Source organism: Ekhidna sp. ABH4_415 (assembly GCF_056161305.1).
The window spans coordinates 259,367-274,320 of the sequence record NZ_JBSWYW010000003.1; the positions used below are offsets into that span (position 1 = coordinate 259,367).

Consider the following 14,954-nt stretch of genomic DNA (forward strand, 5'->3'; position numbering starts at 1 on the left):
AATTAACTGATCGAGTTGTGCATTCTTTACAAAAACAGTTCCATGATTTCATTCGATCCAATCATTTGATTGAGAATGATGAAAAAATATTGCTGGCAGTGAGTGGCGGACTTGATTCCATGGTCATGACAGACTTATTTCTTAAAGGAGGGTATGACATTGAAATTGCTCATTGCAATTTTGGTTTAAGAGGTGAGGAGTCTGATGAGGATGAAGCGTTCGTATTAGAGTGGGCCGACCAAAATGATGTGAATTGTTATGTAAAATCGTTCGATTTAGGGAATGGATCTATTCAATTAGAAGCTAGAAATGTGCGCTATCAATGGTTTAGCGAACTTTTACTGGAGCATAAGCTGGATAAAGTAGCAACAGCACATCACCTGAATGATTCACTGGAAACGATCTTGCTTAACCTTGTAAGAGGGACAGGAATTAAAGGAGCTTCAGGTATTTTAGTCAAAAATGATCGAATTATCCGACCGCTTTTATTCTCTGAAAAAAGTGCTTTGCATATGTACGCTATGGATAGTGGGCTGGAATGGAGAGAAGACGCAAGCAACGAAACTACAGATTATGATAGAAACCTGATCCGTCATGACGTGATCCCTGAATTGAAAAAACTTAACCCTTCGTTATTAAAAACATTTAGAAATACCTCTGAGCGTTTAGGTTTTGCTTCTGATTTGGTGGCCAGTAAAGTGATGGAAATTAAGAACCATCATTTACATCAAGAGAGTGAGAGTTGGAGGTTGGATTTGCAATGGATTTCAAATGCTTCGGATGTGTTGATTTTAGCGGAAATTTTGTCTGATTATGGTTTTAACTATACTACTGCGAAGGAGATATTTGAGGCCAGGGGAAAATCTGGCAAAATATTTCAGGAGGGAACCCATATCCTCTCCATGGATCGTGAATCAATTTTTATCGATAAGAATCGTGCAGGTGTTTCAGGAGAATTACTAATAAAGGAGCCCGGTCATTACTCTTTTGACGGGAAGGATTTTTCTGTTGTAGACATACCGAAATCAGAAGTTGTTTTCGGTTCTGAAAAAGTTGTTTTTTTGGATAAAATGAAGGTTCAATTCCCGCTAAAGGTTCGATACTGGAAAGAGGGAGATAAATTTCGGCCGCTGGGTATGAGAGGACAGAAAAAAATCAGCGATTTCCTGATTGATGAAAAAGTGCCCTTATCCAGAAAGAAATCAGTAATGGTCATTGAATCGGATGATCAAATTGTATGGGTCATTGGCTATCGGTTGTCAGATCAATTCAAGATTAGCGAAAAAACAGATTCTGTGTTGAAAATCGGTATCCAGTGACTTTTCAGGATACATCAATTTTAGTTCTGCAGAGACCGGATTATGGAAAAATGTTTAGGGTGTTTTTGCTAATAAAGTGGCCAGCTCTTTGCCATAATTGATGAAATCAAGCGTTTCATCTGTACGCGCCAGTTTTATTTTATTAAAAATGAGTAGTGCCTCCCCATTGCTTTCCAGATGATAAATCTGTTGATTTTCGAAAAAACGTATGATTTCATCTGTAAAAAATGATCGAATCTCTGATTCATTATTTCCCATGAGAAGAAATTTTCTGGAAAAATCTGGATACAAATCAAAATCAATGTCTTTATACCCTGTAAGAGCCATAACCCGATCAAAAATTCTTTCAAATACTCCTTCCTTGTCTAGTGTGAATACGGGTATTTTTTTGTTCAATTTTAAGACCATAAGTGTTGTATTAAACGTCTCAGCTGTAAAAGCCTGGCCCTCATTGAAGGTTATATCAGCAATTTCCCAGGATACATCCAAATCTTCATATGTTCCTTTAAGTGTATTGGATTTCCCTTCAATTGGTCTAATCTCAAAAAAGTGGAATCTCTTAAGATAAACCGTATTCCAATCCACTTGACTGTTGTATTGATAATCATTCTTAGTAGCTAAGTTTCGTAATCGTTTTTGCCTCTGCGATAATTTAGCAGAGCTTGTTAAGCTAATTTTCAGGGCTCTGTTATACGTTGATGATGATACATGCGAATCCAATCCTGTTATAAAAACATTACCGCCCGTATCCCTTTGCATCTTTAAAAATTCTACCAGGTAGTCCATATAGGTCATACCCACCAATCGTGTTTCTGATAAATCGATATTAACATCTGCCCCGGGTGGAATTTGTGCCACCAACTTGTCTACCTTCAAGATGCCCAGGAAATTAGCAATGCCTCTGATTTTAAGGTCGAAACCGCCCTCTGGTCGCTTGATCAATTTTGTACGCGAGTGATAAACCATATTAAAGAATTGTGGAATCGATAGTCTTGCTAATAGCATGTGGGTAATCAGTGCCAGTAATAATCCACCAAGTAAACCAATTAATAGATTGGTGTAAAGGGTCAAAATCATTGTCCCGACAAAGAAGAGTAATTGCTCAGTCCCCTGATCATAAGCTTGTTTGAAGACTGCTGGGGATGCCAGCTTGAATCCAGTGTAAACAAGCAGAATGGCAAAAGCGCATAATGGCACTTGACTCATTATAGGGCTCAAAACCACAATGAAGATTAGCAACAATAGCCCCTGATACAAATTAGACCACTTTGTTTTCGCACCATTATGGATGTTGACTGTGCTGCGTATAATCACGGCAATGATTGGCAAACCGCCAATGAAACCTGCTGCCATCGTACTCAAACCAATTCCTGTCAAATCCTTATTTAAATCCGTCTTTCTCTTGTAAGGGTCAATTTTGTCTACAGCTTTGGCGATAGCCAAGGATTCAATACTTGTTATAATCAAAATGGAAAAGACGGTTGTCCAGAATTCAAGCGTGTCAACCTTGCTGAAATTGGGATGCATGATGGAATCCAAAATAGAATCAGGAATGTCCAACAGCAGATGAGGCCCTACCTCGTATGCTTTCCCAATGAATGAAAGTGTGTGTTTGTCAAAGAAATTGAAGGTATATGCAAAAGGTATGGAAAGAGCTATGACCCACATCGGTGCAGGTAAAAAATGGAAAAACCGATTATTAATTTTGGAGTTGAACAATAATAGAAGCAATCCAACCAACGAAATAATCAATACAAAAGGATTAGCTTGAGGTAACAATACAACCGCATCGATGAGGTTTTGTATAATGCTCGGGCTATCAGATTGTGTGCCCATAGCAACATGAATTTGTTTTGCAAAAATGATTATCCCAATTGCTGCCAAAATGCCATGAATGACAGAAGAATGGAAGATCTCCGCTAAACGACCCAATTTTAATAACCCTAATACTGCCTGAATGGCTCCTGAAACAACCACTGCTGCCAATATGTAATTGAAGGCCTGGCCAGAACCATCATCCATCAAAGCAATACCCAATAATATAACACCAATAACTCCCTTTGCAGGTCCGTTTACGGACACATGGCCACCCCGATAAAAGGTTGTCACCACGCCACCAACAACTGCTGAAATGATACCTGCCATGGCAGGTGCTCCTGCGGCCAATGCAATACCCAATGAAAGGGGTAAGGCAATAAGTGCAACACTCACAGCAGCGATTAAATCACTCTGCCAATTTTCAATTAATCCTTGAATACCCCCTTTGGGTGTAGTTTCCATTTATATACTATTTGACGGTTTATTAAAAACTAACCTAGTTCCGTAAAATAGCAAATATTAGGAATTATTAGGAATGAATAAGAGGAGCTGTGAAGTGGTAGAATGGATTTAGTTATCCCATTTGGGAAGTTCCATATAAAAGGTCGTTCCGTCACCTTCTTTGCTTTCACATCTGATACTTCCTTTCATCGCCTCTATATACTTCTTGGAGATAGATAACCCAAGACCGGTTGACTCAAAATCTCCATTTTTTAGAACCTTAAAGGTTTCAAAGAGATACTTTTGATCTTCCTTACCAATCCCTGGTCCGTGATCTTTTACAAATATTTCGTAATGCTGGCCATTCGAAGCATTGGCTCCTAGCTCAATAATGGATCCTTTTGGAGAATATTTTACAGCATTGTAAAGTACATTCTCTATTGCTTGAGTTAGATACACACGATCCCCTTTGATGAAAGATTCGTCTGGGATTTTCTCAAGATCAAATGAAATATCTTTCTCTCCAGCAGACAAGCTTTGAGATTGTGCATTGTCCTCTAGTATATCTCGTATGTTGAGTTTCTCTTCAACTACATTGAGTTTTCGACTTTCAATTGCTCCAGCGTCCAGAATTTTATGGACCATCTCACGGTATCCACTTGAAGATTTTTTTAAGACACTAACAAGGCGATTAAAGTCTTCTGGTAGCTTATCCTTGTATTGCTCCAGTATTTCAGACAATGAAGTTAAATCATTGATCGGTTTTTTAAGATCATGAGCTACCATACTCATCATCAAATTCTTCTCCTTATTCACCGCAGATAGCTCCTCATTTTTAATGGTGAGGTTTGCGCCCTGCCTTTCAATTTCTTCTTTCTGGCTTTTTATTTGTTCGTTTTGTTGACTCAGCAAGATGTTTTTCTTCCGCTTTTGTCTGTACTGGATATAGAGGATAATCAAGAACAGTAAAGTGAGGCATGTGATGATAATGAGGCCGTTTCTGATCAGACGCTCATTTTCTAACTGGGCCTCCTGTTCCCTCAAAGTCACCTCATTTAATTTTAGCTGCAATCGCTGACGTTCAGTGATCTCTCGTGCTCTTTGAAGTGAGTCTTCTGCAACCTGTAGCTTCAAGTTGCTACTTTGCAGCGCTTTATCCGTTTGTGCCTTCTGGCTGGCTATAGCTGCTACCTGTTGTTCAGTTTCAGCTTTTATTTTCTTTTCCTGTTCATTTCTCAAAAACCTGTCTACGGTAGAGTAGAGATCAAAATACTCAATGGATTTTTCCGAATCTCCAATGGACTGGTAGCTTTCGTAAAGAATGCCGTAGCACCTTTTGGTTAGATTAATGTTTTCTAACTCTTTAGCGATATCCAAAGCCTCCGAAGCAAGATTTATGGCCTCTTGATTTTGGCCTAGGCTTTGACTTACCGAAGCAGCGTTTATCAGTCCGGAAAGTACATGGTTCTTTTGGTTTAATTCCTTTGCAAGCACAATACCATTATTGAAATCCGAAAGTGCTTGCTCGTATTGCTGATTATCTATGCGAAGAAGCCCAAGGTTATAGTAGGCACTCTTCATTCCGTTTTTGTTATTGACCTTTTGATTGAAATCAATGGACTTTTCGAAGTAAGAGATTGCCTCTCCATATACTCTATTGTCCCAATAGATGTAGGCTACCTTACCACAAATACCAGCAGCATTGTCGTATTGGTTTTCACTCAATGCAACTTCCAATGCTTGCTCATAATGAGAGAGCTGACTCTGAGTCTCTTCACTTAGGTCTTGAGCATTAGAAAAAAAGGCGGTAAAGAAAGCTGCACACAAGAGCACAGCTTTGCTTAAAGTTTTCATAATTCAAATTTAAGATTCATTATTCAATATAGAATCGTATTTCTTGTTGATTTTCATTTCCAAGTTTATCAACAACTAAAACGTTTATTTCGTAAAGGGTATCTTTTTTGAAGTTTTCTATCAAGCTTCTGTAGGGTTGCATAGCTCCACCATTTACCTGGAAGCTAATCTTATCAAGTCCAGCTTTACCATCAGTAGAAGACAAGAAAAGTAACACGTGAGGAGGATAAACATCAACACTCTCACCATCAATCATCTTAGATTTATTCGAATCTATACTAAAACGATTATATACGACAGGTCCACTGTTATCAACGATGCATAGAATCGACTCTGTACTAGAGTTTGATAGGTTATCATATCCATTATAGGTAACAATGTGTAGTCCTTCACTTTCTATTTTAAAAGGCTCAGAATAGGTTTCGACTGTTCCATTGTCTACCTGATAATCGATTTCTTTAAATCCAGAATCTTTATCGGTTCCTCGTAATGAGATGGTAGTTTCTTTGGTTATGTAGACGGTATCTTTCAAAGAAAAAGATGGTCCGACAACATCGTAATTCAAGCTAGGGCCCGATAGATCAACATAGTTTAACAAGTTGTTTTTGTCAGAGAATTCTTTAGACCGAACCCGGTTGTTCACTTTATCTGTTGCTAACACTTCTACATTAAGATTTCCAGCCTCTGTCAAATAAAATGGAGCCTCATAAAGTTTGAATTCTCCTCCATTGATCGAATAAAGAATTTCCTTCACTCCGGCTTTATTATCCATCGCCACTAGCTTTAGCTTGGTTCTTCCTGAGTAATATTCTTTTCCATTGGCAATGAAAGTATTACCAATGATCTCGTCAATAACGCGTGGTGGCGATTTGTCTAAATAGAAAGTATAGGTTTTCTTCTCTTCGTTGTTGTTAACTGCATCTACGGCAAAGTAGGTGATTGTATGTTCTCCTTCGCTAAGCGCGGCAATAGAAACAGGCGAGGAATACTCATACGTTCTTCCATCATCTATGGTATAGAAAATCTTTGAAACTCCAGAGATATTGTCTTTTGCTTCCAGATTGATACTGGATCGAGTAGAGACCACATTTTCTGAAAGGTCTCCCTCTATCTTCATTGAAGTTACAGGGGCTGTATTATCCACCTGAAGAGAAACATTTTTCTTTTCCTCTACATTACCGACATTGTCTACTGCGTAATAGGTAAGTGTGTAGGCTTTTTCTTCATTAACCGGAATAGGTCCGGTATATTTCTGAAAGGAAGTACCATTTAACGAGTAATAGATAGAATTGGTGCCAGAGATTTCATCTGAAGCCGAGAGTGTAATAGTTGTGGCAGCTAGAGCCATCTTTTCTTCCAAATTAGACAGTTTAACATCCCCATATGAAATTTTAGTAGACGGTGATTTGCTGTCTGCATAAAGCTCGAAAATTACCTCTTCCTTTGGGTAAACAACTTTCTTTGTTTCAGGATCTACCTTCCAGGGGGTTCTGATGGTGTTGTAACCCTCTGAGTCCAGGTACATCGGACTGCTGTACTTAGGATCTTTTCCGTCAAGCACTTCACTATCCGATCCATCAGGACTGGTTGATACACTTAGGTACAAGGGAAGAGCTTTGTTTACATATACTTTCCCATCTTCATTTTTATAGATCTTTTTCTCATGGTTTAAATCTTCCTGACCGAAAAGGTTGAGGCAAAGACATGTGATAATTAACAAGCTAAAAAGGTTCTTCATGGTTATTTTGGTATTCGTTGTTTCAAACTAGTTCCACTAATATATACCTCAAAACAGCCTAAAGAATCAATTATAAGACGGAGCAGTACCACCTTTCGATCAATCAAGAAATATGACGACAAGCGTATTTTGTAATTAATGGATTAGAGTACTTTTTTCACTCTTCCAACAATGCCGTTTTCTAGCATGACTTTTATGCCATGAGGGTGATTTGGTGATTTTGTGAGGATTTTTTTTACAATACCGTGAGTCAATTCACCTGAGTGCTGATGATGTTTTTGGACTACCTCAACTTCAGCTCCTATTTTGATATTACTTCTTTGCGTCCCGTCCTTCATGCCTTTAGTCGCATCTGAACTAACTTGAATGCCGAAAACACTACCCAAACAAAATTGACTGCTACGAATGGGAAGGCACCATTCATGTATGCATTATATAAAAGGAGAATTGAACCAATGAGGTTTAACATCAAATAGCTTGATGATTCGGCCGTAATCTTTTGAAATAAGTTTAGAGCGAACCCCAAAAGCAAGCTACCGGCTCCCAGCCATCCGATTAGTTCTAGTGTACCCATAGTAGAAAATGTTGAATGGCGAAAGTAGCTATTTACATTGTTTTTGGCTCCACCATCACCACCTCTTCTTTCTCCACAATAACCTGACCGGCCGGTGCACCCTTTGCTTTGCGAACAAATTTTTTAAGTGTGTATATCACAGGACAGAGGGTATCTGTTTTTCGTTTGGAGTTTGCGGCAGCCAATGCTGCTGCCTTTTCGATGATATGTGTTGGGAAGTTTTGTCCGGGCTTTTCGCGCACGACTACATGCGATCCGGCCACATCTTTGGCGTGCAGCCAGAGGTCGTTTTTGTTGGCTACCTTTAGTGTCAGTTCGTCGTTGGCTTTAGCGTGCTTGCCCAGCAGGATTTGCCAGCCATCAAACTCAAACTCATGGTAGGGAAGATGCTCCTTTTTTACTTTTTCCTTCTGGCCTAATCCATAGTCTTTCAGGTATTTTCGGAGCTCTTTTGTATCAGATATTTCATCAATATGCAGGATCTGTCTGCTAAGCTTGTCGATGAGCTTTTCTTTGGCCACAATATTTTCCTTAAGTGAATCAATTTCCTGATGTCTGTTTTTCGCTTTTCGGTATAGGTTCTCTGCGTTTTTCTGTGGGCTTAGTTCACGGTTGAGCTTAATTTCAATAGGCTCATCCGTATAAAAATCATGAAGAACTGCTTTAGATAGTCCTGTTTGGAGGCTATTGAGGTTGGCCATCAATATATTGGCCACTTCCTCCGGACTTCTTGAATTTTCAACCTGCTGGAGCTTCGTCTTTGTCTTCGAAATGTAGTTCTCCGATTTTTTGATCTTTTGTTTTAGCTTGTTGATCGCTTGAGATTTTTCTTTCTCAAAATAGAAGTTTCTGACGGTCTTGTTATACAGCCAATTAGCTGCTGTAACGGCCGAATTAGTATTTTCAGGTGAGCCACCATTGAGCAAACTAATAAATGGTCCATCATGTAAGTAGATCGGATTACTGTCAAGCTGTGATAACAGTTGATTGAAAAGCTTCCATTTCGCTGCGTTTTGCTTTTCGTAGTACCCGGTTTGTTCCAGATACATTTTGGTTTCCTTACCCAGTGCTGGAATTAAAGATGTTGGATCGTAATTATGCTCTGCCAATGCTGATTTAGAAATTTCAATATCCTGATTGAGCTCGTGAGGAATGATTTCAAAATCCTGACTTAGGTTCTTGCGAAAGATGTTTACGATCTCATTGTTTCTGCTATGTAGAATGTTTGCTCTGCGAGCATGCATTTTAAAGATCAATGCATCGTCTCCCAATTCAATTTGAAACGAGCGTTCGTATTCAAAAACGGAAACATTTGTTACCTCTTTGTCTAGCAATTCCGAGAAAAGATCAACGCTGTTTTTTCCTGCTCGCGCAAAACCCTCAGGAAAGGAGAGCAGCGAAACATTGGGGTCAAGATTTGCTCTGATATAAAATGATTGACTTGGATCACCAAAACCCAAAATGAGCTCGTCTTTATTTTGTGAGAAGCATTCCAATAACGTGAGGCCTTTTAGCTTTTCTTCTAATTCTGGTGCGAGGCGTTTAAGGAAGAAGTAGTTGTGGAACATGCCAATTGTCAATTATGAATTGTCAATTGACAATTGCAGTCCATCCCATGCAATCTCCACATTTTCGGGCAATTCTTTTGATACATCCTTATGTGTTCCCATTAAATGCCCAAGATGAGTAAGGTATCCTTTTTCCGGCTTTAGCTCTTCCATCAGCTCCAGTGCTTCTTCCAAATTGAAATGACTGATATGACTTTTTTTCTGAAGCGCATTTAATACTATGACCTTAGACCCTTTGATCTTTTCCTTCTCTTCTTTTGAGATGTAGTTAGCATCAGTGATGTAGGTAAAATCCCCAAACCTGAAACCTAGTACCGGAAGTTTGTAGTGCATCACTTCGATCGGAATTATTTCCTTCCCATGAACAGAGAAGGGCTTGATCTCGATAGGGTTTACGATGACCCTAGGTATGCCCGGGTAGTCATCTGCAGAAAAGATGTACTCAAACTCTTTTTCTAACCGACCGATAACAAAATCGGTGGCATAGATTGGCATATCCTTTTTCTGGAGAAAATTGTAGCTTCTTATATCATCCAATCCAGCGACATGATCTTTGTGTGCATGCGTGAATAGTACTGCATCCAGTTGATCGATCCGTTCTCTCAACATTTGTTGCCGGAAATCCGGACCTGTATCCACAACGATGTTTACCCCTTCATATTCAACGAAAATTGAAGCACGCAAGCGCTTATCCCTGTAATCTACAGAGGTGCACACCTCACATTTACATCCGATGACCGGAATACCTTGGCTGGTTCCTGTACCCAGAAAGATAACTTTCACAACTGAAGTTGATTATTCGTGATTTCGGAGTAAAGTTTTTTGTTACCGTCGCTGAGTTTATTGACATCCACTTTGATGGATCTTATTATTTCAATTAAGCTATTTACCTTTCCTTCCAACGCAAAAAACTTATTAACAACAGCAACTTTGCTTTCATTTAGAATGCAGTAGCCCGACTGGAAGTTCCCTTTTTCATAGCGAAGGATATAGTCCGTTTCGGACATGATATCCTCCAGCTTGTTCAAAAAATGATTCGTGTATTTAATTGTCATCCGTATACTTTTTCACCATCTCCACAACTGAATCGTAATTGAGGGGTTTGGGGATAAAAGCATTAATACCAGCCTCTTCAAAATCCTCTATGGTATAATTATTCGCATTTCCTGTGATTGCAACGATCGGGATATCTCTATTGCTTCCAGACATATTCCTGATTTTTCTTGCACATTCCATCCCATCCATTACGGGCATATGGATGTCTAATAGAACCATTCCATAATCATCTTTTTCAAGGAGGTCTATCACTTGCTGACCATTTTTGACTGAATCAATTTCGTAATTGAGTTGGGTCAGGATTTTTTTGGTTAGGTTTTGGATAACACTGCTATCCTCGGCGACTATTATTTTCTTACTCATCGGTGACTAACAAATTTTGGCTACTCTCTTTAAACTCCTGAAAAAGCGTTTTTAGCTTTTGAACTTCCCCTTCCAGTCCTTCAAATTTATTTTCTTTTAATCTTTTTTCAATAAAAGCTGCCTGCTTAGATAATTTTTCTACTCCTAAAGTACCAGCATTGCCTTTTAAGGTATGAAGTTCTCCCTTCATTTTATTGAAATCCTTATTGTTTAGGTGTGTTACAGTATGATTTACTAGTTGCTCTGCCTCTTCTTCAAACTCCATCAAAGTAGCCTCGATCAACTCCTGCCCACCAAACTTAGCAAGTTGATTTAGCGTATTCTGATTAATGGCTAAATCCTCAGCTTTCTCGGCGATTGAGTCAATTGAAACTTCAATGGGCTTAAAGTCAACCCATTTTTTGATCTTATCAATTAGCATTTCTGCTTTGATAGGTTTAGCGAGATAGTCATCAAGTCCGGCATTCAGGAAGCGTTCACGGTCTTCTTCCATAGAATAAGCGGTCATTGCGATGATTGGGGTATTGGAACCATTTGACAGCTTCCTTACTTTGTTGGTAGCTTTTAAGCCATCCATTTTCGGCATTTGAATATCCATGAAGATAAGGTCAAAGGCCTCTTTTTTTACCTTTTCTATCGCATCGAATCCATCATGAGCCTCCTTCACCTGACAGCCTGATTTAGTCATAATACTGCTTGCCACTTTTCGATTTACATCATTATCGTCAACCAAGAGAATTTTGGGCTGCTTGCCAGTAAATTCTTTTGTGAATGGTTTGTCGGGCTGACTTGCTTTTACCTGGTCAGGAGAAACTTCCTCTGCCATAAAAGTGAACCAAAAAGTACTTCCCAATCCTGGAGTAGACACAACGCCTATATCTCCTTTCATTGATTTTACAAGCTCTCGCGAAATAGCCAGTCCAAGTCCTGTTCCTCCAAAGTTTTTGGAACTACTGTTATCCAACTGATGGAAGCTTTGGAACAAACTCTTTTGATCCTCTTCGGAAATTCCAATACCGGAATCTTTGATTGACACTTTAAACACAAATTGTTTACCTCGCTTCTTTTGTAAACGGATGCTCATGTTGATGTTGCCTTTGTTCTCACTGAATTTGATCGCATTGGATGTGAGATTGGAAAGTACCTGAATCAAACGGGTTTCATCACCTAAAATCCATTCAGGTATACGTTCATCTATGTGATAATATAGGTTGTTGTCTTTGGATGAAGCTTGCTGAGAGAAGAGATCGTAGACTTTTTCGATCGTTTTGACCAGATGAACAGGTTGCTGGCGCAAGTCCATCTTACCGGCTTCTATTTTTGATAAGTCAAGTATATCGTTCAAAATATTAAGTAATGTCTGAGAGGACTTGTTGATGGTCTTTACATACTCTGACTGTTCTTCATCCAAAGTGGTGCTGGCTAGCAGATCAATCATCCCAATGATACCGTTCATCGGGGTTCTGATTTCATGACTCATATTTGCCAAAAAACGTTCTTTAATCTTTAGCGAACGCTCTGCCATTTCCTTTGCTCGAATTAGCTCTTCGTTGGTTTTTTTAAGCTGCGAAATATCTCTAGCCACGCCTTCGATCTCAACAGATCCATCGTCTTTATTGATGAGTCGAATGTTAAATAGAAACTGCAGTTTGTTTCCATCTGCCGTTTTTAATGTTCCCTCTACGTTCCTGATCCTCGTCTCATGGTTAATCCTCCTGCCAATTTCCAGCACTTGCTTTTTTCGATCTGCATAATCCAACACGTTGGTATGAAGGACATTTTCCGGAGAATAGCCAAGCACTTCCTGAACGGAAGGACTTATCATGGTCACCATTCCTTCAGTGTCACAACGAAAGTAAATGTCCTGAAAAGATTCGAAAATCGTACGGAATTTCTCCTCACTTGCAATGAGTGCACTTTCAGACTCTTTCTTTTCTGTGATGTCATTGGCGATGATGGAAAGCTCCTCAATTCTGCCGTTTGGAAGAAAAATTGGGTTCACAAAAACTTCTCGCCAGACCATCTTCCCTGATTTGTCAAGGTTGTTGGTCTGGAAATTGACAAACTTTCCGGTAAAAGCTTCCTCATATTTTGATGTCCAGAAGTTTTTGGTTTCGTCTGTTAAATGATTATTTGATACTTCTTTTAGACTGGTGCCAACCTTCGGTGAGATTCCGTAGTACTTTTTAAAAGCAATTTCATAATTCTGATTGAAGGAGGTGAATCGAAATACGCGATCAACAGACCAGATCTCATGCGTACTACTATCGAAAATTGCGCCGAGTGTGGCTGCCTGATTTTCAATCTTTTCCTCTTTTTGCTGACGCTCCATTGCCAGACTTATTTGTCCGGCGATATAATCTAATAACTCAAGATCTTTGTTGTTAAAAGCACTCTGATCTTTGTAGCTATAGATAGACATTACCCCCATTTCGGAGGCTGTCCGAATAATTACCCCAAGCCAGATCTTGGGGATAGGATCTTTAAAATCCACATTGTTTTGCTGGCTGATTTTTTCGATTCCGTCCGTATAGATGATAAGCGATCGATCGCGCTGAACGGTGTAGTTCATGAGAGCATGGTCTACATCATGAGTTATACTTTCATCTTCAGCTTTTTCATTGATGCAGAATACCTGACTATACTCTTTCCCTTCTTTTAGAGATATATGGAAGTTTTGGACCTTCAGCATCTGGTTTAGCTGATGATAGATATTTTTATATAGCTGCTCCAGATCATTCTCAGTAATGGTAATATTGGCGATCTGATAATAAAGACTTTGTGCACTCTCCGCCCTGATCCGCTCAGTGATGTCATAGAATACACAGCGATACTCCACTGGCTCATCATTTTCGAATACGGATGTCATCTTTCCGGTCACATAGATGTTTTTACCGGATCTGGAGGTTAAAACAGTCTCAAAGCGTTCAAATCGACTGCCGGCAGTGATTTTTAAGATATTTTGAAGTGTTCCTCTTTGATATTCATGGTGAACTGCCTCGAGGAATTTCATGTCCGTTATCTCTTCCTCAGTGTAGCCTAGTTTCTTTTTCACAGCCTCATTAGCAAACCGGATTTCTCCTGTTCGTTTGAAGATGATGATCAGGTCATTGGAGTTGTCGAAGAGATCTTTAAGGTTTTGATTGGTCTTTTCGACAAGCGTGTAGTAGTCCCTTTGGGTATTGTCTAACTTAGCCTCAAGATTTGCTATCTTCTTTTTTAACTTATCAATATCGTTTTCCACCTCAGCCATATCCAATAAAATTAGGCATTTTAGCCATTACAAAAGATGGCAATTTCGAGCAAACCTATATTAATATCTATCGTTGGTCCGACTGCCGTAGGCAAGACCGACTTGTCAATTCAGCTGGCCCAGTGGCTGAACACTGAAATCGTATCGGCTGATTCAAGGCAGTTTTACCAGGAGATGACTATTGGGACAGCTAAACCTACAGAAGAAGAGCTTAAAATGGCCCCCCATCATTTCATCAATTCGCATTCCATTTCTGACACATACAGTGCTGGAGAATATGGTAGAGATGCGGTACAGAAAATCGCAAAATTGCATCAAGAGCATGATGCCGTTATTGCTGTGGGTGGATCAGGTCTATACCTGAAAGCGATCTGGGATGGGTTTGATGAAATGCCGAAGATCGATCCGTCAATCAGGGAAAAGCTAAATATTGAATTTGAACAAAATGGACTTGATCCACTTTTGAAAGAATTGAAACAAATAGATCCTGCTTACTATGAAAAGGTAGATAAGAAAAACGGTCAGCGAATTATTCGGGCATTGGAAGTAATCAGGGGATCTGGAAAACCTTTTAGTTCATTCAGGAGGAAGCAATCTGAGGAGATGCCTTATGATCATTTGAAAATTGGTTTAAATATGGATCGGGAAGCACTTTTCGATCGAATCAACAAGCGAATGGATTTGATGATTGAGCAGGGACTTTTTGATGAGGCAGAAAGCTTATATAAATACAGAGACCACAATGCCCTACAGACAGTTGGGTACTCAGAAATATTCGGGTTTATGGATGGTGAATATGACAGAGCGGAGGCCATTAGGCTGCTCAAAAGAAATAGTAGAAGATACGCAAAACGACAATTGACCTGGTTTAGAAAGTATCAAGACATTCATTGGTTTGAGCCAGGCCAGATTAAAGAAGTAAAAGCACAGATAGAGAAAGAGCTTTCCTGAGAAGGAAGATTTATGTTGA

The 14,954-nt window shown here is 39.4% G+C and carries 12 protein-coding genes; 2 read left to right on the top strand and 10 right to left on the bottom strand.

Annotated elements, in window-relative coordinates; translation table 11 throughout:
* The first annotated feature begins 17 nt into the window (after window positions 1-17).
* The gene (gene tilS / locus ACXAH9_RS06480; protein ID WP_474894040.1) at window positions 18-1,319 is read left to right on the top strand and encodes a tRNA lysidine(34) synthetase TilS; all 1,302 of its coding nucleotides are present in this window, start codon (window positions 18-20) and stop codon (window positions 1,317-1,319) included.
* 54 nt (window positions 1,320-1,373) lie between these two features.
* On the opposite strand, the gene ACXAH9_RS06485 is transcribed toward tilS, so the two are convergent.
* From ACXAH9_RS06485 to ACXAH9_RS06530, 10 genes are all read right to left on the bottom strand, one after another.
* Window positions 1,374-3,599 carry a SulP family inorganic anion transporter gene (locus ACXAH9_RS06485; protein ID WP_474894041.1) on the bottom strand — a complete coding sequence of 742 codons (2,226 nt, stop codon included), beginning with the start codon at window positions 3,597-3,599 and terminating at the stop codon, window positions 1,374-1,376.
* A 108-nt stretch (window positions 3,600-3,707) separates the two neighbouring features.
* Window positions 3,708-5,432: a tetratricopeptide repeat-containing sensor histidine kinase gene (locus ACXAH9_RS06490; protein WP_474894042.1), complete on the bottom strand. Its 1,725-nt coding sequence runs from the start codon at window positions 5,430-5,432 to the stop codon at window positions 3,708-3,710.
* 19 nt (window positions 5,433-5,451) lie between these two features.
* A complete protein-coding gene (locus ACXAH9_RS06495; protein WP_474894043.1) occupies window positions 5,452-7,170 on the bottom strand; it encodes a chitobiase/beta-hexosaminidase C-terminal domain-containing protein in 1,719 nt (572 codons plus the stop codon).
* Between the two features lie 143 nt (window positions 7,171-7,313).
* On the bottom strand, window positions 7,314-7,508 hold the full coding sequence (locus ACXAH9_RS06500) for a YwbE family protein (protein WP_474894044.1): 195 nt from the start codon (window positions 7,506-7,508) through the stop codon (window positions 7,314-7,316).
* Window positions 7,505-7,744: a CBU_0592 family membrane protein gene (locus ACXAH9_RS06505; protein ID WP_474894045.1), complete on the bottom strand. Its 240-nt coding sequence runs from the start codon at window positions 7,742-7,744 to the stop codon at window positions 7,505-7,507. The genes ACXAH9_RS06500 and ACXAH9_RS06505 overlap by 4 nt, the downstream gene beginning before the upstream one ends.
* Before the next feature lie 32 nt (window positions 7,745-7,776).
* Entirely contained in the window at window positions 7,777-9,312 is a 1,536-nt protein-coding gene (locus ACXAH9_RS06510; protein ID WP_474894046.1) for an NFACT RNA binding domain-containing protein, read from the bottom strand.
* 12 nt (window positions 9,313-9,324) lie between these two features.
* On the bottom strand, window positions 9,325-10,095 hold the full coding sequence (locus tag ACXAH9_RS06515; protein ID WP_474894047.1) for an MBL fold metallo-hydrolase: 771 nt from the start codon (window positions 10,093-10,095) through the stop codon (window positions 9,325-9,327).
* Window positions 10,092-10,367, bottom strand: a complete 276-nt coding sequence (locus ACXAH9_RS06520) for a hypothetical protein (RefSeq protein ID WP_474894048.1) — start codon at window positions 10,365-10,367, stop codon at window positions 10,092-10,094. Before ACXAH9_RS06520 ends, ACXAH9_RS06515 begins: the two co-directional genes overlap by 4 nt.
* Window positions 10,357-10,731: a response regulator gene (locus ACXAH9_RS06525; RefSeq protein WP_474894049.1), complete on the bottom strand. Its 375-nt coding sequence runs from the start codon at window positions 10,729-10,731 to the stop codon at window positions 10,357-10,359. The genes ACXAH9_RS06520 and ACXAH9_RS06525 overlap by 11 nt, the downstream gene beginning before the upstream one ends.
* Window positions 10,724-13,984: a PAS domain S-box protein gene (locus ACXAH9_RS06530; protein ID WP_474894050.1), complete on the bottom strand. Its 3,261-nt coding sequence runs from the start codon at window positions 13,982-13,984 to the stop codon at window positions 10,724-10,726. Before ACXAH9_RS06530 ends, ACXAH9_RS06525 begins: the two co-directional genes overlap by 8 nt.
* Window positions 13,985-14,020: 36 nt before the next feature.
* Between ACXAH9_RS06530 and miaA the strand changes: the two genes are divergently transcribed.
* Window positions 14,021-14,935 carry a tRNA (adenosine(37)-N6)-dimethylallyltransferase MiaA gene (gene miaA, locus ACXAH9_RS06535; RefSeq protein WP_474894051.1) on the top strand — a complete coding sequence of 305 codons (915 nt, stop codon included), beginning with the start codon at window positions 14,021-14,023 and terminating at the stop codon, window positions 14,933-14,935.
* The last annotated feature ends 19 nt before the right edge of the window (window positions 14,936-14,954 follow it).

Bases quoted from the DNA above. Each gene is read 5' to 3' on its own strand.
- ACXAH9_RS06495 (WP_474894043.1), bottom strand. From the start codon at position 7,170: ATGAAGAACCTTTTTAGCTTGTTAATTATCACATGTCTTTGCCTCAAC.
- miaA (WP_474894051.1), top strand. From the start codon at position 14,021: ATGGCAATTTCGAGCAAACCTATATTAATATCTATCGTTGGTCCGACT.
- ACXAH9_RS06485 (WP_474894041.1), bottom strand. From the start codon at position 3,599: ATGGAAACTACACCCAAAGGGGGTATTCAAGGATTAATTGAAAATTGG.
- ACXAH9_RS06500 (WP_474894044.1), bottom strand. From the start codon at position 7,508: ATGAAGGACGGGACGCAAAGAAGTAATATCAAAATAGGAGCTGAAGTT.
- ACXAH9_RS06520 (WP_474894048.1), bottom strand. From the start codon at position 10,367: ATGACAATTAAATACACGAATCATTTTTTGAACAAGCTGGAGGATATC.
- ACXAH9_RS06490 (WP_474894042.1), bottom strand. From the start codon at position 5,432: ATGAAAACTTTAAGCAAAGCTGTGCTCTTGTGTGCAGCTTTCTTTACC.
- ACXAH9_RS06505 (WP_474894045.1), bottom strand. From the start codon at position 7,744: ATGGGTACACTAGAACTAATCGGATGGCTGGGAGCCGGTAGCTTGCTT.
- ACXAH9_RS06510 (WP_474894046.1), bottom strand. From the start codon at position 9,312: ATGTTCCACAACTACTTCTTCCTTAAACGCCTCGCACCAGAATTAGAA.
- ACXAH9_RS06530 (WP_474894050.1), bottom strand. From the start codon at position 13,984: ATGGCTGAGGTGGAAAACGATATTGATAAGTTAAAAAAGAAGATAGCA.
- ACXAH9_RS06525 (WP_474894049.1), bottom strand. From the start codon at position 10,731: ATGAGTAAGAAAATAATAGTCGCCGAGGATAGCAGTGTTATCCAAAAC.